At 66.5% G+C, this 20,518-nt stretch carries 17 protein-coding genes; 11 read left to right on the forward strand and 6 right to left on the reverse strand.

Features of this window, described 5'->3' with window-relative positions; translation table 11 throughout:
* Positions 1 to 98 precede the first annotated feature (98 nt).
* The gene (locus ACOGXC_RS04755; RefSeq protein ID WP_419919561.1) at positions 99 to 1,040 is read right to left on the reverse strand and encodes an SDR family NAD(P)-dependent oxidoreductase; all 942 of its coding nucleotides are present in this window, start codon (positions 1,038 to 1,040) and stop codon (positions 99 to 101) included.
* 45 nt (positions 1,041 to 1,085) lie between these two features.
* Here ACOGXC_RS04755 and ACOGXC_RS04760 point away from each other — a divergent pair, with 45 nt between their 5' ends.
* From ACOGXC_RS04760 to ACOGXC_RS04780, 5 genes are all read left to right on the forward strand, one after another.
* Positions 1,086 to 2,183: a hypothetical protein gene (locus ACOGXC_RS04760; protein ID WP_419919562.1), complete on the forward strand. Its 1,098-nt coding sequence runs from the start codon at positions 1,086 to 1,088 to the stop codon at positions 2,181 to 2,183.
* Between the two features lie 20 nt (positions 2,184 to 2,203).
* Entirely contained in the window at positions 2,204 to 5,128 is a 2,925-nt protein-coding gene (gene gcvP, locus ACOGXC_RS04765) for an aminomethyl-transferring glycine dehydrogenase (RefSeq protein ID WP_419919563.1), read from the forward strand.
* A gap of 2 nt (positions 5,129 to 5,130) precedes the next feature.
* Positions 5,131 to 5,931, forward strand: a complete 801-nt coding sequence (locus ACOGXC_RS04770) for a crotonase/enoyl-CoA hydratase family protein (RefSeq protein WP_419919564.1) — start codon at positions 5,131 to 5,133, stop codon at positions 5,929 to 5,931.
* Positions 5,932 to 6,008: 77 nt separating this feature from the next.
* Positions 6,009 to 6,830: an amidohydrolase family protein gene (locus tag ACOGXC_RS04775; protein WP_419919565.1), complete on the forward strand. Its 822-nt coding sequence runs from the start codon at positions 6,009 to 6,011 to the stop codon at positions 6,828 to 6,830.
* Positions 6,831 to 6,913: 83 nt separating this feature from the next.
* Positions 6,914 to 8,116: an acyl-CoA dehydrogenase family protein gene (locus ACOGXC_RS04780; RefSeq protein WP_419919566.1), complete on the forward strand. Its 1,203-nt coding sequence runs from the start codon at positions 6,914 to 6,916 to the stop codon at positions 8,114 to 8,116.
* Between the two features lie 25 nt (positions 8,117 to 8,141).
* Here the strand turns inward: ACOGXC_RS04780 and coaE are convergent, their stop codons facing one another.
* Positions 8,142 to 8,753, reverse strand: coding sequence for a dephospho-CoA kinase (gene coaE / locus ACOGXC_RS04785; protein ID WP_419919567.1), 612 nt, complete (start codon positions 8,751 to 8,753; stop codon positions 8,142 to 8,144).
* A gap of 143 nt (positions 8,754 to 8,896) precedes the next feature.
* On the opposite strand from coaE, the gene ACOGXC_RS04790 reads away from it, so the two are divergent.
* Positions 8,897 to 10,084, forward strand: a complete 1,188-nt coding sequence (locus tag ACOGXC_RS04790) for an acyl-CoA dehydrogenase family protein (protein ID WP_419919568.1) — start codon at positions 8,897 to 8,899, stop codon at positions 10,082 to 10,084.
* Between the two features lie 34 nt (positions 10,085 to 10,118).
* Positions 10,119 to 11,228 carry an acyl-CoA dehydrogenase family protein gene (locus ACOGXC_RS04795; protein WP_419919569.1) on the forward strand — a complete coding sequence of 370 codons (1,110 nt, stop codon included), beginning with the start codon at positions 10,119 to 10,121 and terminating at the stop codon, positions 11,226 to 11,228.
* Positions 11,229 to 11,336: 108 nt separating this feature from the next.
* Here the strand turns inward: ACOGXC_RS04795 and ACOGXC_RS04800 are convergent, their stop codons facing one another.
* A complete protein-coding gene (locus ACOGXC_RS04800) occupies positions 11,337 to 12,377 on the reverse strand; it encodes a D-2-hydroxyacid dehydrogenase (RefSeq protein ID WP_419919570.1) in 1,041 nt (346 codons plus the stop codon).
* A gap of 207 nt (positions 12,378 to 12,584) precedes the next feature.
* Between ACOGXC_RS04800 and ACOGXC_RS04805 the strand changes: the two genes are divergently transcribed.
* Both ACOGXC_RS04805 and ACOGXC_RS04810 read left to right on the forward strand, forming a co-directional pair.
* Entirely contained in the window at positions 12,585 to 13,475 is an 891-nt protein-coding gene (locus ACOGXC_RS04805) for an SDR family NAD(P)-dependent oxidoreductase (protein WP_419919571.1), read from the forward strand.
* A 24-nt stretch (positions 13,476 to 13,499) separates the two neighbouring features.
* Positions 13,500 to 14,855: a mycothione reductase gene (locus ACOGXC_RS04810; protein ID WP_419920016.1), complete on the forward strand. Its 1,356-nt coding sequence runs from the start codon at positions 13,500 to 13,502 to the stop codon at positions 14,853 to 14,855.
* A gap of 254 nt (positions 14,856 to 15,109) precedes the next feature.
* On the opposite strand, the gene ACOGXC_RS04815 is transcribed toward ACOGXC_RS04810, so the two are convergent.
* The 3 genes from ACOGXC_RS04815 to ACOGXC_RS04825 form a co-directional block, all read right to left on the reverse strand.
* Complete coding sequence (locus tag ACOGXC_RS04815; RefSeq protein WP_419919572.1) at positions 15,110 to 15,889, reverse strand: TauD/TfdA dioxygenase family protein; 780 nt, start codon at positions 15,887 to 15,889, stop codon at positions 15,110 to 15,112.
* Positions 15,890 to 15,901: 12 nt separating this feature from the next.
* The gene (locus tag ACOGXC_RS04820; RefSeq protein WP_419919573.1) at positions 15,902 to 17,419 is read right to left on the reverse strand and encodes a class I adenylate-forming enzyme family protein; all 1,518 of its coding nucleotides are present in this window, start codon (positions 17,417 to 17,419) and stop codon (positions 15,902 to 15,904) included.
* 115 nt (positions 17,420 to 17,534) lie between these two features.
* Positions 17,535 to 18,317, reverse strand: coding sequence for an SDR family NAD(P)-dependent oxidoreductase (locus ACOGXC_RS04825; protein ID WP_419919574.1), 783 nt, complete (start codon positions 18,315 to 18,317; stop codon positions 17,535 to 17,537).
* A gap of 222 nt (positions 18,318 to 18,539) precedes the next feature.
* Between ACOGXC_RS04825 and aroC the strand changes: the two genes are divergently transcribed.
* Positions 18,540 to 19,643: a chorismate synthase gene (aroC, locus tag ACOGXC_RS04830; protein WP_419919575.1), complete on the forward strand. Its 1,104-nt coding sequence runs from the start codon at positions 18,540 to 18,542 to the stop codon at positions 19,641 to 19,643.
* Between the two features lie 10 nt (positions 19,644 to 19,653).
* Positions 19,654 to 20,484: an enoyl-CoA hydratase gene (locus ACOGXC_RS04835; protein WP_419919576.1), complete on the forward strand. Its 831-nt coding sequence runs from the start codon at positions 19,654 to 19,656 to the stop codon at positions 20,482 to 20,484.
* Positions 20,485 to 20,518 lie beyond the last annotated feature (34 nt).

Consider the following 20,518-nt stretch of genomic DNA (forward strand, 5'->3'; position numbering starts at 1 on the left):
CCTACCGGTTTTGCCAGAGGCGCCTGGCAGGGGGGCGGGGGGCTCGACGGGACTCCATCCCGCCTAAACCGGAAGGTTTCGCCGGGGCTGCTCGGGGATTAGCGGCAGATCATTCCGCCGTCCACCACCATTGTGTTGCCCGACACCCATCGGGCCTCGTCGCTGCATAGCCAGACTGCGGCCTCGGCCACCTCCTCGGGTTGACCCAGGCGACGGCCCGGCATGTGCTGGATCACCGCCTCGGCCATTTCCGGGCTGGATTCCCGCCAGGATGCCACCATGGGGGTGTCGATCATGCCCGGGCACACCGAGTTGACCCGGATCCCCTGGTTGTTCAGCTCGTCGGCCGCGTGGGTGGTCAGCCCCAGCACGCCCCGCTTGGCCGCGGTGTAGTGAGGTTGGCCGGGTGCGGGCACGATGGCCGCCCCCGAAGCGGTGTTGACGATGGCCCCACCGTCACCTTGGGCCAGCATCTGGATTATCTCGTGCTTCATGCACAGGAACACCGAGGTCAGGTTCACCACGATCATCTCGTTCCACTGGTCCAGGGTGAGTTCGTGGAACGGCCGGGATGGGTGGGTGATGCCCGCGTTGTTGAAGGCGCAATCCAGCTTCCCGAACTCGCCCACCGTGGCCGCCACCAGCTCCTCCACCCCGGCCTCGTCGGTCACGTCGGTGGCGAAGAACCGGCCCCGGCCACCCCCGGCCTCGATCATGGCTACGGTCTCCGCCCCGCCGCCGAGGTCAAGGTCGGCCACCGCCACCCCGGCCCCCCGGTGGGCGAACAGCACCGCCGCCGCCCGGCCGATCCCGCTGCCACCCCCGGTCACCAGGGCCACCTTGCCCCTCATGGGGTCGTCCTTCTGGGGGTTTGCGTCCCTGGTGGGGTTGTTCTTCTGGGGGTTTGCGTCCCTGGTGGGGTTGTTCTTCTGGGGGTTTGCGTCCCTGGTGGGGTTGTTCTTCTTGGGATTTGCGTCCCTGGTGGGAGCTCGCTTGCTGATGATGTCACCATGACGGCATAAGGTAGGCCGAGATGGCATCGGCACACTAGATGTCGCCCGGTGCCGGTAAGCGAAAGGACATTTATGACCATCTCCTCATGGGACGAGTTCCCGGTTCACCAATCCCCCGACTGGATCCGCAACGTCAGCACCTCCGACCGGAACTTCTACGACCGCAACTACTTCTGCCTGCACGGTTCCAGCGGCGAGCTGTTCGCCATCTTCGGGATGGGCCAGTACCCGAATCTGGGGGTTCAGGATGCCTTCTGCTGCGTGCGCCGGGGGGATGAGCATCATGTGGTTCGGGGCTCCCGGCCGCTCACCGACCGTATGGACATGTCGGTCGGCCCCATGCGCATCGAGGTGATCGTGCCCCTCCAAAAGGTGCGCTTCATCGTGGAGCCCAGCGAGCACACCATTGCCATGGATGTGACCTGGGATGCCGCCATCCGGGCCATCGAGGAGCCCAACCAGTTCATTCGTCAGGAGGGGCGGGTGGTGTTCAACACCCAGCGTTTCGCCCAACTCGGCCGGTGGGAGGGTACCCTGTCGGTGGGGGGCGAGGATTATGCCGTCACCCCCGACCGCTGGGGCGGGGCCCGCGACCGCTCGTGGGGTATCCGGCCGGTGGGCGAACCCGAGGGCGACGGCATACGCCAGGGTGTCAACGTGATGTCGGGCATGTGGAACTACTTCCCCATGATGTTCGACGACCATGCCGTGTTGTACATGAACAACGAGCGCGACGACGGTCACCGGAGGCTGGTGGAGGCCAGGCGGGTGTGGGCCGACGGTCGCCCCGACGAGGACCTGGGCCGTCCCGAGCACGACCACACCTTCGAGTCGGGCACCCGGGTGCTGACCCACTCCACCATCACCTTTCCCGAGGCCGGGATCCAGATCGACTGCCAACCCCTGCTGGTCAACTTCGTATCGGTGGGTACCGGTTACGGCATGGATGCCGACTGGCGCCACGGCATGTACCAGGGGCCGGATCTGGTGGTGCAGGGCAAGGTGCTGAGCGTGGAATCCGAGGTCAAGCCGATCGGCCAGTACGGGGTGGTGGATCATGTGGCCCGCTACAGCTATGACGGCAATGTGGGCTACGGGTTGTACGAGCACGGCTTCTTCGGGCCCTTTCACCGTTACGGGCTGACCGACGCGGCCGCGGTGGCCCCCTGAGCCGGACCGGTAAGGTTGTGGTGTCGCTCGTTCCGCCTCCCGTGGGCCTGGTTCATCTGGAGAACCCCGACGAGTTTCGGGCCCGCCACATCGGGCCCAGCCCGCAGGATCGGGCCGCGATGCTGTCCGAGCTGGGTTTCGAAAGCCTGGATGCCCTCGTGGACGCGGCGGTGCCCCCCAACATCCGCTCCGACGGCCCCCTGGAGTTGCCGCCACCGATGACCGAGGCTGCCACCACAGAGGCCCTGAGGACCCTGGCCGATCGCAACCAGGTGGTCACCTCACTGATAGGCATGGGCTACTACGACACCTTCACCCCGCCGGTGATCCGCCGCAACGTGCTGGAGAACCCCGCCTGGTACACCGCCTACACCCCGTACCAGCCGGAGATCTCCCAGGGCCGCCTGGAGGCGCTGATCAATTTCCAGACCATGGTCACCGATCTGTGCGCCATGGGCATGGCCAACGCCTCGCTGCTGGACGAGGGCACCGCGGCGGCCGAGGCCATGACGCTGTTGCGACGTGTCAACCGCAAGGCCCCCGGCGACCGGTTCATCGTGGATGCCGATACCCATCCCCAGACGATTGGGGTGATAAGAACCCGGGCCGAACCGCTGGGCATCGAGGTGGTGGTTGCCGATCTGGAGCAGGCCAACGTCGAACAGCTCGCGGCCGGGGCGTTCGGGATGCTGGTCTCCTACCCCGCCGGCTCGGGGCGTATCTGCGACCTGAGTTCGTTGATCGCCGCCGCTCACAACGAGAACGCCATGGTGGTGGTGGCCACCGACCTTTTGGCCCTGTGCTTGCTAACACCCCCGGGGAGGCTGGGGGCCGATGCGGTGGTGGGATCGTCGCAGCGCTTCGGGGTGCCGCTGGGTTTCGGCGGCCCCCACGCCGGGTTCATCGCGGTACCCGAGTCGGCAATGCGGTCGCTGCCCGGCCGCCTGGCCGGTGTGTCGGTGGACGACTCCGGGGCGGTGGCCTACCGGTTGACCCTCCAAACCCGGGAGCAGCACATCCGCCGGGAACGGGCCACCAGCAACATCTGCACCGCCCAGGTTCTGCTGGCGGTGATGGCCTCCATGTACGCGGTTTACCACGGTCCCGAGGGTCTGGCTCGTATCGCCCGGCGGGTCCACCGGCTCACCGCCATAGCGGCCGCCCGGTTGCGCCAGTCCGGTTACGAGATCGCGGCCGAGCACTTCTTCGACACCGTCACCGTCGAGGTGCCGGGCCGGGCCGCCGAGATCATGGCCGCGGCCCGGGCCGAGGGGCTCAACCTGCGTCCCGTGGACGGCGATACCGTGGGGTTCTCTCTGGATGAAACCACCACCCGGGCCACGGTGGTCGCCCTGTGGCGGGCTTTCGGGATCGAGGCCGATGTTGCCGACCTGGACACCCTGGATGCCGCCACCCCCGATGCCCTGCCCCCCGGCAGTATCAGAAACCGCGACTACCTGACCCATCCGACCTTCAACCGTTACCACAGCGAGACCGAGATGCTGCGCTACCTGCGCCACCTGGCCTCCAAGGATCTGGCCCTGGATCGCACCATGATCCCGCTGGGATCGTGCACCATGAAGCTCAACGCCACCTCTCAGATGGAGCCGGTGAGCTGGCCCGAGTTCGCCCGGATTCACCCGTTCGCGCCGCAGGATCAGACCGCGGGTTACCGGACCATGATTGCCGATCTGGAACGGATGCTGGTGGCCATCACCGGTTACGCCGCGGTGTCGCTCCAACCCAACGCCGGATCACAGGGCGAGCTGGCAGGGCTGCTTGCCATCCGGGCCTATCACCGCGCCCGGGGCCAGTCGCAGCGCGAGGTGTGCCTCATCCCCGCCTCGGCCCACGGCACCAACGCGGCCAGCGCTGTCATGGCCGGTATGCGGGTGGTGGTGGTGGGCTGCGATGGCGACGGCAACGTGGATATGAACGATCTCAGGGCCAGGGTCACCGAGTGCGGCGACCGGCTCAGCACCCTGATGATCACCTACCCGTCCACCCACGGGGTGTACGAAGCCACCGTGGTCGAGGTGTGCGACCTCATCCACGCCTCCGGGGGCCAGGTGTACCTGGACGGTGCCAACCTGAACGCCCTGATGGGGGTGGCTCAGCCGGGACGATTCGGTGCCGATGTGTCCCATCTGAACCTGCACAAGACCTTCTGCATTCCCCACGGCGGTGGCGGGCCGGGAGTGGGCCCGGTGGCGGTCGGTGCCCACCTGGCCCCCTACCTGCCCAACCATCCGGTTGTGGCCGGGGTCGGGCCCACCACCGGGGTGGGCGCGATCTCGGCCGCCCCCTGGGGATCGGCCGGCATCCTGCCCATCTCCTGGGCCTACATCACCGCGATGGGGGGCGAGGGCCTGACCGAGTCCACCGGGGTGGCCCTGCTCAACGCCAACTACCTGGCCGCCCGCCTCAACAGCCTGTTCCCCGTGCTCTACACCGGCAACAACGGCCTGGTGGCCCACGAGTGCATCATCGATCTGCGACCCCTGCACGCCCTCACGGGGGTAACCGTTGAGGACGTGGCCAAGAGGCTCATCGACTTCGGCTTCCACGCTCCCACCGTCTCGTTCCCGGTGGCGGGAACCCTCATGGTCGAGCCCACCGAGTCGGAGTCCAAGGCGGAGCTCGACCGCTTCGTGGCCGCCATGGCCGCAATCCGCGCCGAGATCGACCAGGTGGCCGGTGGGCTGGTGGCCATGGACGAAAGCCCCCTGCGCCACGCCCCCCACACAGCGGTCGCCATAGCCGCCGGCGGCTGGGACCGCCCCTACAGCCGGGAGCAAGCCGCTTTCGCCCTGCCCGAGATACGGGCCGGCAAGTACTGGCCCCCCGTGGGCCGGATCGACGGTGCCCATGGCGACAAGAACGTTTTCTGCGCCTGCCCGCCGATCCAAGAACTATCCCAACCCTCACCAACCAAGGAGAGCTAGCGATGCCCGATGCCATAGTCGAACGTGAAGGCCCAATCGTCATCATCACGATGAACCGCCCCGAGAGGTACAACGCGCTGTCCGGGGCGATGCTGGTGAGGATGTACGACGCCTACCAGGAGGCATCCAGCAACGACGACGTTCGCTGCATCATCGTCACCGGTGCCGGGGGCAACTTCAGCTCGGGTGCCGATCTGAAGGCCATGAGCGGCAACTCCGGCAACGCCGACCCCGAAATCGATGTGGAGGCCCGCATGGCCGCCGATCCCGAAATCCACTGGAAGGCGCTGCTGCGCAGCTATCGCCCCACCAAACCGATCATTGCCGCGGTGGAGGGGGTGGCCATCGCCGGAGGCACCGAGATCCTCCAGGCCATGGACATCCGGGTGGCCGGCGAGAGCGCCCGGTTCGGGGTGTCCGAGGCCCGCTGGTCGCTGTACCCCATGGGTGGCTCCGCGGTTCGGCTTCGCCGCCAGATCCCCTACACCCATGCTGCGGAGATCCTGCTCACCGGCAAGCACATCACCGCCACCGAGGCGGCCCGGATGGGCCTCATCGGCCATGTGGTGCCCGACGGCCAGGCTCTGGCCAAGGCCAGGGAGATCGCCGCCACGATCTGCGATAACGGCCCGCTGGCCGTGGAGGCCATCCTGCGCACCCTGCACGAGACCGACGGCATGACCGAGGAGCAGGCTCTGGCCCACGAGTTCGAGTACGGCTGGGCGGTGTTCCAAAGCGAGGACTCCAAGGAGGGGCCTCGGGCATTCAGCGAGAAGCGCAAGCCGAACTTCAAGCGCAGCTAAGCGCAGCTAAGCGCAGCTAAGCGCAGCTAAGCGGAGGTGGACATGGCCGCAGACATGGTGTCCAAGCGCAGGTAAACATGGCAATTGCCGTCTTCGATATCCACCACCATGTGGGCGATGCCTCCGGGGCTTTGGGGTTGCCTCCCGAGCAGGCCCCCGATCCTGAGGCCTATGCCGCTCTGGAACTGGCCAAGCGCATCGAGATCATGGACACCGGTGGCGTGGATCAGGCCGCGGTGATCCCCGGCCACGGTTACCCGCGGCCCAACGGTCACGCCGATACCCGGGCAGTGAACGACCGCATTGCCGCCTACCGCGACGCAACGCCGAGCCGCTTCCCGGTGGCCATCGGCATCGTGGAGCCTCGCGACGGCGACCTCAGCCTGGGCGAGTTGGAGCGGGCCGCCGGGCCGCTCGGCCTGGTCGGGATGAGCTTCCATACCCGCTTTCAGGGGGTGAGCCTCGACAACCACTGGGTGTCCACCTATGTGGGGGCCATGGGCGAGCTGGGCCTGCTGCCGGTGATCCACGCGCTGGATGAGACCGCCGAGGAGTCCTTGTGGAAGGTGGGTTTGCTCGCCTCCCGTCACCCGGATCTCACCATGCTGGTGCTCGACGGCTACTCCACCCACGAGGGCACCAAGCACTGTGGCCACCTGGCCGCGACCCATCCCAATCTGGTGTTCGATTGCAGCCTCTCCTACAACTTCGACTTCATCGCCGACCACGTGCGCGCCCACGGTGCCCACCGCTACGTCTACGGCACCGACCTTTACTCCTGGCCCCTGGGGCGGCGCATCAGCCACATCCTGGGCCAGCTTCTGGAGTCCGATCTCCCCGACGAGGCCAAGGCTGCGGTAGCCGGCGACAATGCCCGCCGCCTGCTGGGGCTGTGCTGATGACAATGCCCGCCGCCTGCTGGGGCTGTGCTGATGACAATGCCCGCCGCTTGCTGGGGTTGTGCTGATCTAGTCTCTGATCCATGACCGTCACCCTCGATGAGTTCCGGGAGCGGGCCCGGGAGTTCCTGGCCGCCAACTGCGTTCCCCGAAACGACCCCCCTGTTGAACGCAGCGAGGCCGACTATGTGGCGGAGTGCCGCCGGTTCCACCAGGCGCTGGCCGATGCCGGGCTGGGGGGCATCACCTACCCGGTGGCCTACGGCGGGTTGGGACTCGACAAAACCTACCTGGAGGTGTTCAACCGGGAGCTGTCCCAGTACCAGGCACCGCTGGTACCCGCGGCCATCTCCCACGGCATGTGCCTGCCGGTGATGAACGATTTCGGCACTCCCGAGCAGCGGACCCGCTACCAGGCCCGGATCATCCGGTGCGACGACATATGGTGCCAGATGTTCTCCGAGCCCGGTGCCGGGTCGGACGTGGCCTCGCTGGCCACCCGGGCGGTACGAGACGGCGACGAGTGGGTGCTGAACGGCCAAAAGGTATGGACCTCGGGGGCGCAGTACTGCGAGTACGGGCTGTGCGTGGCCCGCACCGACCCGGCTCAGCCCAAGCATCGGGGGCTGTCCATGTTCATCGTGGATCTGTCGCTTCCCGGGGTGGATATCAGGCCGCTGCGCCAGATCAACGGCAGCTCGCACTTCAACGAGATCTACCTGACCGATGTGAGGGTGGGCCATGACTGCCTGGTGGGGGATGAGGGCAACGGCTGGAACGTGGCCGTGGCCATGCTCATGTACGAGCGGGTGGCCATCGGTGCCGGCGGCTCCGGGGCCCTGGGAGGCACCATGACCAGCACCAAGCTGATCAAGGAGGCTCGTAGCCGGGGTCGCGCCGGCGATCCCGTGGTTCGCGATGCTCTGGCCGATCTCCACATCCGCGAGCGCATCCAGACTTTCATCGGCATGCGTATCCGCCAAGCCGCCGAGGCCGGGCGGGCACCGGGGCCCGAGGGTTCCATCGCCAAACTGAACGCCGCTCTGATAGGCCGCCGAGCTGCTGATGTGGCCATGGAACTGGTGGGACCGTCGAGCCAGGCCTGGGAGGCGGCCGGTGACGACGGCGACCAGTGGGCCGGAGCGGTCATAGGGGCTCCGGCCATGGCCATTGCCGGGGGCACCAACGAGGTGCAGCGCAACATCATCGGCGAGCGGGTACTGGGTCTGCCCAAGGAACCCGACCCCTACAAGGGACAACCCTGGGAGCAGGTCCCCCGCTCCTGATCGGCAAGAAAGGGTTAAGAAAGAGTTATTGCCCCGTCAACTCAGCCCAAACCCGGTCCACCGCTGCGGCCAGATCGGAGGGGCTGCCGCTGTTCACTATCACGTGGTCGGCCAGGGCTCGGCGCCGGGCATCGGTGGCCTGGCTGGCCATGCGGGCCCGGGCCTGCTCCTCGGTCAGACCCCGCTGGATGAGCCGGGGCAGGCGCACCGCCTCTGGGGCTTCCACCACCACCACCTTGGTATATCCCCGCCCCGACTCCAGACGCCCCAGCCGGCTCTCGGCCAGCACCGCCATGTCCAGGACCACCACCTGAACCTCTCCCCCGCCGGCCAGCTCCCCGAGCCGTTGGTCCAACTCGGCGTTGATGGCGGGATGGCTGATCGCTTCCAGGGTCGCCAGACGGTCGGGGCGACCGAACACCTCGGCGGCCACCCGGGCCCGGTCGATGCGACCGTGCTCATCCAGTATCCCGGGGCCGAAAGCATCGATCACCCCTCGCTCGGCCCGTCCCCCGGGGGCCAGAACCTCCCGCCCGATGGCATCCACGTCGATCACCACCGCCCCCCGCTCGGCAAATCGCTCCGCAGCAGTGGATTTACCCGCGCCTATCCCCCCGGTCAGCCCCACTACCAGCATGTCCGGGAGACTACCCGTCCCGGATGGCCCGACCGGATTTGCTGCTTGTTTCCCTGGTGCTACCCGTCCCGGATGGCTGCTTGTTTCCCTGGTGCTACCCGTCCCGGATGGCCCGACCGGGCTGGAGCTGGCACACTTTGTTTATGCGTGTTGAGCTGACCGACGACCAACTGGCGCTCCAGCAGGAGGTGCGGGGCTACTTCTCCCGCCTGATGACCGATGAGGTGCGCGAGAGGATTCGCCACACCGAGACCGGGCCCAACGAGCACTACAAGGCCCTGATCCGCCGGATCGGTGGTGACGGCTGGCTGGGAGTGGGTTGGCCCACCGAGTACGGGGGCAAGGGGTTCACGCCCATCGAGCAGTACATCTTCTTCAACGAGTCCTGGGCCGCTCAGGTACCGGTTCCGTTTCTCACCATCAACACGGTGGGCCCGACCATCCGGGAATACGGCACCGACCGCCAGAAGGACTTCTTCCTGAAGAAGATCCTGGCCGGTGAGATGCATTTCTCCATCGGCTACTCCGAGCCCACCGCGGGCACCGATCTGGCTGCGCTCAGGACCAGGGCGGTGCGTGACGGCGACGAGTGGATCATCAACGGCCAGAAGATGTTCACCAGCCTGGCCTACGATGCCGATTACATCTGGCTGGCCGCTCGCACCGATCCCGATGCCCCCGCTCACAAGGGCATAACCATGTTTTTGGTGCCCACCGATGATCCCGGCTTCGACATCCAGCCGTTCATCACCATGGGCAACAGCCATACCACCGCCACGTTCTACGACAACGTGCGGGTACCCGACTGGTTGCGGGTGGGCGAGGTGAACGGGGGCTGGGGACTGATCACCAACCAGCTCAACCACGAGAGGGTGTCGCTGTGCGCCTCCGGCGGCATCGCCAACCTGGTGGACCAGGCGGTGGAGTGGGCCCGCGAGGCCAAGCTGCCCGACGGCCGCCGGGTCATCGACCAGGAGTGGGTGCAGGTGAAGTTGGCCGAATGCCGGGCCCGGGTCGAGTTCCTCGACCTGTTGAACTGGAAGGTGGCCCACGACAGCACGGTGGGTGGCAACGTGAACCCCGCCCTGGCATCCACCGTCAAGGTGTGGGGCTCCGAGTCGATGCATCTCATCTACTCGGGGCTCACCGAGGTGGTGGGGGCCACCGGGCACCTGAAGAAGGGTTCCTCCCACGCCGACTTCTCCCACCGCATGGAGGAGTCCTACCGGGGCTGCTGGGTGTTGACCTTCGGCGGCGGTACCAACGAGATCCAGCGCGACATCATTGGAATGGCAGGTTTGGGTCTGCCCCGCGAGAAGCGCCGCAAGTAGGGCCGGGGAGCACTAGCCCAAAGGAGCATTGGCCATGGATTTCACTTTGACCGAGGAGCAGCAGGCGGTGGCCGATCTGGCCAACCGGATCATGGGTGACCGGATCGACATGGAGAGGCTGGCGGCCGTTGAGACAGCAGGAGGATGGTTCGACCGGGATGTCTACGGCGAGCTGGCCGCGGCCGGGCTGGTGGGTATCGCCCTGGGTACCGATGTGGGCGGAGGAGGGCTCGATCTGATCGCCGCCGGCCAGGTGCTGGAGGCTCAAGGTCGCCATGTGGCCCCGGTACCGCTGTGGAGCGGGATGCTGGCGGCCATGGCGGTGGACGACTTCGGCACCCCCGAGCAACGCCGCCGGGAACTGCCCGGCTGTGCCGACGGGTCGAATGTGCTGACCGTGGGGCTCCAGGAGTACCTGAACGACGATGTTGCCAATCCCATGGCCCGGGTGGTTGGCGGCAAGCTGGTGGGCACCAAGGAGGTGGTGGAGTTCGCCGCCGAGTCGTCGAGGATCGTGGTGGTGGCGGGCCTCGACGATGGCACCGACAACGGCACCATCAGCGGCACCGGGCTGTTCATGGCCGACCTGTCCGACCCGGCGGTGACGATGGAGGCGGGTATTTCCACCCGGCACCAGCCCGTGCACCAGGTGAGCTTTTACGGAGCCCCTTGCGAACCTCTGGGACCGGCCGACGGGGCTTCGGCAAGATGGCTGGCCGACTGGGCGGTGGCTCTGCTGTGCGCCACCCAGGTGGGCGTGGTGGACCGGGCTCTGCGCCTGGCTGCCGAGTACACGTCGGAGCGCGAGCAGTTCGGCCGGCCGGTGGCCACCTTCCAGGCGGTCACCCAGCGCCTCGCCGACCAGTTCATGCACGTCGAAGCGGTGCGGTTGTGCACCTATGCCGCCCTTTACGACCTGGCCAACGGTAACGATGCCTCGCTACGGCTGCCCATAGCCAAGTGGTACGCCTCCCACTGGGCCCACGATGTGGCCCATGCCACCCAGCACGTCCACGGGGGAATGGGAGTGAGCATCGACTACCCCCTCCACCGCTACACGCTGTGGAACAAGCACATCGAATGCAGCCTGGGGGCCGGCACCCAGCAGCTTCGCACCCTGGGGGCGCGCCTGGCCGCTGGATGAAGCCAGGCACCCTGGGGGCGTGCCTGGCCGCCGGATGAAGCACCCTGGGGGCGCGCCTGGCCGCTGGATGAAGCACCCTGGGGGCGCGCCTGGCCGCCGAGGGGAACCTCAGTAGCCCCGGTCGGGGTCCACCACGTTCAGCAACGGTTCGCCCGCCAGGTAGCGTTCCAGGTTGTCGCAGAACAGTTCCAGCAGGGCCTCGTTGTATCCCTCCCGGGCGGTGGAGCAGTGGGGCGACAGGTACATGTTGGGGGCATCCCACAGCGGGCTGCTCGCCGGCAGAGGCTCCTCGCGGGTGACATCCAGCACGGCAGCCCCCAGGTGGCCCGATTCCAGGGCTTCCACCAGGGCGGTTTCGTCGATGATGGATCCCCGCCCCACGTTCGCAACCACCGCCCCGGGTTTGAGCCGGGCCAGGCGTTCGGTGTCGAACAGGTCGATGGTCTCGGGGGTCTGGGGGGCGCACAGCACCACCGCATCGCAGCGGGCCAGCATCTCATCCAGCCCATCGGGGCCGTAGATCTCGTCGGCATCGGGGTCGGTGTCGCCCGGCCGGGCCGAGCGGCGGTTGGCCAGCACCGTCATCTCGAAGGCCCGGGCCCGCCGGGCCACGTCCCGGCCGATGGCTCCCAGCCCGACTATGCCGATGCTCCGGCCCTTCACCAGCAGGCCCTGGTGCATCCGCCAATCGCGGTCGCGTTGCTGGCGCTCCAGCACCCGTATGTCCTTCCACACCTCCAGCAGCCGGCCGATCACGAACTCGGCGATAGGAACGGAAGCCACCCCGGCGGCGTTGGTCAACATGATGTTCTTGGCGTGCAGCTCCTTGGGTTCAAGATGACCGATCCCCGCTCCGATTGCCTGCACCCAGCGCAGCCGGGTTGCCCAATCCCTTATGCCGGGGGGCAGGTCCAGGGCCATCAGCACATCGGCACCGGCGATCACCTTTCTTTGTGCCTCCGTCAGCACCGGTGCGGTGGCCAGCAGATCCTCGGTGACCCGGCCCTTGGCCTTGGCATCTCGCAATCCGTGGGGATCCAGGTAGCCGATATTGTGGAACGCAACGGTGCCGAAGCGGCGCTCCAGACGCTCCAGTTCCGACTGGTCCATGTTCGGGGGAAACATCAACACCGCGCAGAGATCACTCACCGCTAAAACCTACTTCCCGAACTGCGGGGCCGGATTCGAGGGACAAACCTTCCGGATCACTCACCGCTAGAACCCTAGTACTCCCGGCTCGTGACCGCGATCAACCATGGGGGAGGCGGGGGCCCGCAACTGTTTCGGCCTAGTACTCCTGGCCAATAACCGCGGTCAACCAAGGTTCTGGTGGCACGGAGGTTGTAGGTTCGTTACATGGAAACTTTCGAGGGCAAAGCGGCGGTTATCACGGGCGGAGCCAGTGGGATGGGCCGGGCCATGGCCGAGCGGTTCGGCGCGGCCGGTGCCCGCATCATGATTGCTGATGTGGAGGGCCCCGCCATGGATGCTGCCGTGGCCGAGTTGAACCAGGCCGGCATCGACGCGGTGGGCGTGCTCACCGACGTGAGTTCGGAGCGCGACATGGACGAGCTGGCCACCGCCGCCCTGTCCCGGTTCGGGCAGGTGAACGTGGTTTGCAACAACGCCGGGGTGGGCGGCGGCGGATTGATGGACGAGCTCACCACCGCCGACTGGGAGTGGATTCTCGGGGTGAACCTGTGGGGGGTGATTCACGGCATCCGGGTGTTCCTGCCCCACCTGCTGGAGCATGGTGACGGCCATATCATCAACACCGGTTCGGTTGCCGGTCACACGTCGTATCCCAACATCGGCCCCTACAACGCCTCCAAGCACGCCGTGGTGACCATTTCCGAGACCCTTTACAGCGAGCTTCAGGATCGGGGGTCGCCGGTGGGGGTGTCGGTTCTGTGCCCGGGCCTGGTGAAGACCAACATCATCAACTCCGAGCGGAACCGCCCCGAAACTCTGCGCTCACCGATCATTCCCCCCGACCCCACCGCCGCCGACGAGGAGCGGATCCAGATGATGCTGGCCATTTACGAGGACGCGGTGAAGCCGCCCGAGGTGGCCGAACTGGTGTACCGGGCGGTGCTCAACCAGCAGTTCTACATCTGGACCGACTACGTGTACGCCGAGGCCATCATGCAGCGCCACGAGGACATCCGATTGGGCCGCAACCCCAGCCGCCGCCACCAGCTCATCGAGGAGGACCAAACCGTCAAGGGCCCGCCTCAAGGGGCCTGAGCTAACCCAGGTTGAAAACCAATGGTGGAACACTTCGATTTGGTGGTGGTGGGTACCGGCTCGGGCAACAGCGTACTGACCCCCGATTTCGACGGCTGGCGGGTGGCGCTGATCGAACGGGACACCTTCGGCGGCACCTGCCTCAACCGGGGTTGCATACCCTCCAAGATGTTCGTTTACGCCGCCGATGTTGCCCATCAGGCCGGTCGTACCGGCCATCTGGGGGTGGATACCTCGCTTGTGGGGGTGCGCTGGGGTGAGATGGTCGGCCGGGTGTTCGGGCGCATCGACCCCATCGCCCGGGGCGGCGAGGACTACCGCCACAGCCTGGACAACGTCACCGTGTTCAAGGGCGATGCCCGTTTCGTCGGCCACAAGGTGCTGGAGGTGGGTGGGCGGCGGATAACCGGGGATCACATCGTGCTGGCGGCTGGGGCCCGGCCGTTCATCCCGCCGATTCCCGGCCTGGAGCAGGTTCCCTACCACACCTCCGACACTGTCATGCGTCTGGAGGCGCTGCCCGAGCGGTTGGTGATCCTGGGAGGGGGCTACATCGCTGCTGAGTTGGGCCACGTTTTCGATGCCATGGGGGTGTCGGTGTCGATCGTCAACCGATCAAAGCGGCTGCTGCGGGCCGCCGATGAGGACGTGTCGGCAACGTTCACCGAGATCGTGGCCGGACGCATGGATTGCGCGCTGGGTTCACCCATCGTTGAGGTAACCAGAGCCAAAGCGGGTATCAAGGTGCGCACGGAGGCCCGTGACGTGATCGGCGATTTGTTGCTGGTGGCCACCGGTAGGGTGCCCAACGGCGAGCAGTTGGGGGTGACCCGTTCGGGGGTGGAGTTGGATCGCGCCGGCTACGTGGTGACCGATGAGTTCTGCCGCACCGGTGTCGAGGGGGTTTGGGCGCTGGGCGATATCTGCCACTCCGCCCAGCTCAAGCACACCGCCAACGAGGACACCCGGGCCGTGGCCCACAACATCGCCCATCCCGACGATCTGCGCCGCCCCGACCACTCCGGCATACCCCACGCGGTGTTCGCCCACCCGCAAGTGGCCGCGGTTGGTGCCACCGAACAGGCCCTGCGAGCCGGCAATCAGCCCTACGTGAAAGCGGTTCGCCCCTACGGCGATACCGCCTACGGGTGGGCCATGGAGGACACCACCAGCTTTGTCAAGGTTCTGGCCGATCCTGCCACCCGCCTGCTGCTGGGAGCCCACATCATCGGCCCCCAGGCTCCCACCCTCATCCAGCAGCTAATCCAGGGCCGCCAGTTCGGCCTCACCACCGATCAGATGGCCCGGGGCCAGCTCTACATCCACCCCGCTCTCACCGAAGTGGTCGAACAAGCCCTCCTCGACCTGCCCTATCCGTAAACAACCAGAGTGCTTCCCACCAATTGTCACTGCTGGTGCCTACGCATCTAGTGCGGGGTGCGGATCAGCTAAAAAGGAACCTCACCTCCGTTTCTTGCGGGGCTCGTCGCCCCGGGTCCATGACAGCGATACGCCCCCGTCGCGGGCCGCGACATCGAGGTTGATCGGCGCGTCTACCGACACAGCCACAACCCCTTCACCGGAAGAGCCCCCCGCCCCCCCGAACAAGTCAAGCCAAGCGCGAGTTCACATCCTCACTTGGGCGGGGCGTAGATGGTGACGCGGTGGATGCGGCGGTGGTCGTTGCCGTAGTCGTTCAGGGCGTAGTGCATGGTGCAGCGGTTGTCCCATAACGCAGCATCGCCGGTGCTCCATCGCCACCGGACGGTGTATTCGGGCTGTTCCATGTGGTCGCACAGCAGCTTCAGCAGGTGGCTGCTCTCCAGGTTGCTCAGCCCGTTCAGGCGGGATGTCCAACCCCGGTTCACGAACAACACCCGCTTTCCGGTGTCGGGGTGGATCGTTACCACCGGGTGATCGGTGAAATCGGTCAGTCCTGCCCTTCCGTGGCAGGCGGTTAGGTTTTCTACGGTTGCTTTTATGGGAGACGACAGGCCCTCGTAGGCGGCCTGGGTGTTGGCCCACATGGTGTCTCCTCCACTGGGTGGCGACACTTTCATCGACAGCAATGACCCCAGCGGCGGGTTGCGGGCGAATGTCACGTCGGTGTGCCAGAAGTTGGCCCGGGAATGCTGGTCGGAGCTGTCCAGCACCAGTATCTTGCCCTCGTCGTCCACGGTCTCGTGCCGGCGATGGTCGGTGTCGTCGTTGCTGACCGCAGACAGATCACCGAATATCGAACCAAGGGCCACGTGCTGCTCGTCGCTCAGGTGGATCCCGGGGAAGAACAGCACCTTGTGGGCCCAGAACGCCTCTCGCAGCTCGGCCACCGTGTTCTCATCGAGCCGGTTCGCGTCCAGCCCCTCCACCGTGGCCCCCAGAGCCGCCGGCAGCGCTTTCACTCGGATGCTCATGGTCCTATCGTTTCAGGTGAAGCGCCGGCGGAGGCGGAACTTTTCGACTTTGCCGTTGCCGGTGCGGGGGAGTTCGTGGATGGTCTCGATAGTGGTGGGTACCTTGTAGGGGGCCAGGATGCCTTGGGTGTGGGTTCGCAGGTTGTCCTCGGTCGGAAGCTCGCAGCCGTCGGCCAGCACTATGAACGCGGCCACCGTCTCGCCCAGAACCGGGTCGGGGCGGGCCACAACCGCCACATCGGCCACCGCCGGGTGGGTGCGCAGCGCGGTCTCCACCTCGATGGTGGACAGGTTCTCCCCGCCCCGGCGCACGATGTCCTTCTGGCGGTCCACGAAATACAGGTAGCCGTCACTGTCCATGTAGCCCAGGTCGCCGGTACGGAACCAGTCACCCGCCACCGCGGCGCCGGTGGCTTCGGCATCCTCGAGGTAGCCGTTGAACCCGATGCTGGAGCGCAAGAAGCAGATCTCCCCCGGCTCTCCCACCGGTGCCTCACGGCCGTCGGGCAGGAAGATCCTCAGCACCGATCCCTCGAAGGGTTTGCCCACCGAACCGGGGCGACGGGCCTCGTCCAGGCGGGTGTAGGTGCCCGATCCGGCCTCGGTCATGCCGTACCAGTCCATGCACGGCACGCCGTAGCGCTCCTCTATCTGGTCGATGATCGGGGCGCATCCCAGAGGGATCATCACCCGAAGCGAGTGCGACTTCTCGTACGGGCCGGGGGGCAGGGTCATCAAGATGTTCACGATGGGCACCAGCGTGAGGAAGTAGGTGGGGCGGTACAGGTCCACCAGCGACCAGAACCGCGATGCCGAGAACTTCCTTTGCATCACCACGCTGGCCCCCCGACTCAAAGCCGACATGGCCCCACCCATGGCGTTGCCGTGGAACAGTGGGGTCACCACCAACGACCGATCGGTGTGGCTGAGGCCGAACATCTCCTCGTAGGGCACCGCCCCGCCGGAGAACAACTCCGGGCTCATGGGCACGGCCTTGGGTCGTCCGGTGGTGGTGCCCGACGTGTAGAGCACGTTGCCCTCCACGAACCCATCCACCGGGGGTAGATCCAGACCCGCACCCTCGGGGGCATCGTGGATTAGGTCGGCCAGCCACAAGGCTCCGTCCACCGGCTCGTCCACGCTGACCACCGCATCCACCCAGTCCATGCACGCGGTCACCGCCAGAGCCCGCTCGGCCCGCTCGGCCTCGGTGAACACCAGGCTGCACCGGGAGTGGCCGAGCACGAACTCCAGCTCGGGGTCGGACCACTCCGGGTTGATCGGCACGCCGGCCACACCGACGGCCTGCATCCCAAGCTGACACTCGATGTACTCCGGGCGGTTCCGCATCCATAGGCAGGCACGATCCCCCAGCCCCAAACCGAAACGGTTCTGCAACTGGTGGGCGATGGCTCCCCCGCGAGCGGCCAGCTCCCGGTAGGTGCGGTGGCCGTCCTGCTCGGTGAGCAGGGCCAGCTTTTCGGGCCAGGTGTTGCTGAAATCCCGAACCACGTCATAAAGGGTTGGCATCGCCGGCCAGCTTAATCCTTTGAGCTGCACCCTTCGTTTAGTTCCTTGTTGGGTGTTTGATCATTGCCGTTGTGGTGCTGGCCACGTCGGCTGCGCTCTTCGTCTCGATGCGGGGTCAAGTCACCACGTCGGCAGCGCCGCCGTCGATGCGCAGGTGGGCTCCGTTGATCTGGCGAGCCCGGTCGCTGCACACGAAGGTCACCAGCTCCCCCACATCGGAAACGGTGGCTATGTGGCCGGTGAGCGTGGGCATCTGCACGCTGGTCACGTGGCGTTCGATGTCGCCCCAATCGGTGGAGCGACCCTCCCGCTCGGCCTGGCTGCTCCACATCTCCACCAGCTCGGGGGTGGCGATGACTCCGGGACTGACGCAGTTCACCGTCACCCCGGTGCCGGCCAGTTCCCGGGCCAGGCTCACGGTCATGGCCGGCAGAGCACCCTTGGCCGCGTAGTAACCCGGGATGCGGTCACCGGGTCGGGTGGCTCCAATGGTGGATACCAGCACGATCCGCCCCCAACCCCGATCCCGCATGGCCGGAACCAGGAGGCGGGTCATCCGCACCGCAGTCAAAACATTGCGGTTGTAGGCATCCATCCAAACCTCGGCACCGTCATCTCCCCAGTTACCGCCCACCGCAACTCCGTAGTTGTTCACCAAGATGTCAACCGGGCCGCACTGTTTGGCCACCCGTTCCGCTCCCTCATCGGTGCAGATGTCGCCCCACACCGCACGGGCGGGAGCCCCCAACTCCTCGATCAGCCCGCCGGCTTGGCCTGGCTCGAAACCGTGAACCACAACCTCTGCACCTTCGGCGGCCAGAACCCGGGCTATCCCGCTGCCCGTCCCCCGGTAGCTGCCCGTCACCAGCGCAACCCGTCCCACCAGATTCAGATCCATCCGCTCATGCTGGCACAGTGCAGGCGCTTGTGGCGGGATGCAGTTATGCCACAAGCGGCCAGGCGGGCCCATCTTCGGAGGTTCTTTGGATGGGTTGCGGTGTCGATACCACAAACGGCCAGGTGGGCCCATCTTCAGAGGTTCTTTGGATGGGTTGCGGTGTCGATGCCACAAGCGGCCAGGCACCAGGTGGGCCCAACCCTCGTACTACCCTGGTTGGCGATGAGCAGTTCGACGGGAAGGTTGTTTCGGGTCACAACCTTTGGTGAATCGCACGGCGGGGGCATAGGCGTTGTGGTGGACGGATGCCCACCCCGTCTGGAGCTGGACGCGGCAATGATCCAGCACGACCTGGACCGCCGCCGCCCCGGTCAGAGCCGCCTCACCACGCAACGAGATGAAGCCGACCGGGTGGAGATCCTCTCCGGGGTATTCGAGGGCCGGACACTGGGCTCACCCATAGCCCTTCTGGTAAGAAACTCCGATGCCAACCCCGGTGCCTACGAGCATCTCAAGGACGTTTACCGACCCTCGCACGCCGACTACACCACCGAAGCCAAGTACGGCATCCGCAACTGGCAAGGGGGAGGCCGGGCCAGCGCCCGGGAGACCATAGGCCGGGTTGCCGCCGGAGCCATTGCCCGCCAACTCCTGCGCGCCGCAGCCGGCATCGAGGTTCTGGGGTGGGTTCACCAGATCGGTCGGGTCACCGCCCCCGTGGACTCCACCAGCGTTACTTACGACCAGGTGGAAGCCCACCCCACTCGCTGCCCCTCCCCCGACCATGCCCAGGTCATGGCCGATGCGATAGAGGCGGCAAGGCGTGACGGCGACTCATTGGGAGGAGTGGTGCGCACCATCGCCCGGGGAGTGCCACCCGGCCTCGGGGCACCGGTGTTCGACAAGTTGGAAGCCGACCTGGCCAAAGCCGCCCTCTCGCTGCCGGCGGCCAAGGGGTTCGAGATCGGTTCGGGGTTTGCCGCTGCGGCCATGACCGGCCGGGAGCACAACGACCCCTTCACTCCCGGCCCCGATTCCCGGCCCCGAACCGCCTCCAATCATTCCGGCGGGGTGCAGGGCGGTATCAGCAACGGCGACGACATAGTGATCCAGGTTGCGTTCAAGCCCACCGCCACCATCGCCTCGGCCCAACGAACCGTGGACCGCCGAAACAACCCTGTCACCCTGTCGGCAAGAGGCCGCCACGACCCCTGCGTTCTTCCCCGCGCCGTGCCCATGGTGGAGGCGCAGATGTTGCTGGTGCTGGCCGACCACTGGCTGCGCCAGCAAGCCGTTGACGTGCTCGGATGTGAAGCCCAGAGCTGATGTTTCTCCAATGACCGGCCAGTCGGATAGCACAAAGGCGTGCACTCCCGAGGATCAGCGCCTGCTGCTCGAGGTGGACAACCGTGTCGCGGTGGTAAGGCTGAACCGGCCCGAGGCCCGCAACGCCATGACCAGGCGAATGCGCAACGACTTGTGTGCGATGCTGAGAGCCGCCGATACCGATGACAAGGTGAGCGTCGTCATCCTGACCGGCACCGACCCGGCCTTTACCGGTGGGGTGGATCTGCGCGAAGTCGCGGCCCAGGAGCAGGCGGTAATTGGCACCTCCAAGCGCCAAGCCCAGGATCCGGCGGTAATTGGTGACGGCAAGCGCCAAGCTGAGGATCCGGCCCAGGCGTGCCGGGATACCTCCAAGCCGTTGATTTGCGCGGTGAACGGCACTTGCGTCACGGGGGGCCTGGAGATCGCCCTTAGTTGTGACTTCATCGTGGCCTCCGATCGGGCCCGGTTCGCCGACACCCACGCCAAGATCGGGGTTATTGCCGCCTGGGGCATGACGGCCCTGCTGCCACGGGCGGTGGGCAAGCGCATGGCCAAGGAGATGACCGCCACCGCCCGCTTTGTGGAAGCGGACGAGGCCCTGCGCATCGGCCTGGTCAACCACGTGGTGCCCCACTACCAACTGCTGGCCCACGCCCGAGCGCTGGCCGGTCGGGTCGCCGAGGTGGCAACCCCGGCGACGGCGACCACCATGAGCCTCTACGACGATGGTGACGGCAAGAGCTTCGCCGAGTCCAGGGCCATGGAGGAGGTGGCCATGCGCAACTGGAAAGTGGACACCGAGGACATGCAGCGCCGCGGCCTCGGCAGGGGTAACTGAAATGGCCTCCACCCAGCCCCAGGTTCGAGCCGGC

This window comes from Candidatus Poriferisocius sp. (assembly GCF_965202595.1).
Lineage (GTDB): Bacteria > Actinomycetota > Acidimicrobiia > Acidimicrobiales > Bin134 > Poriferisocius.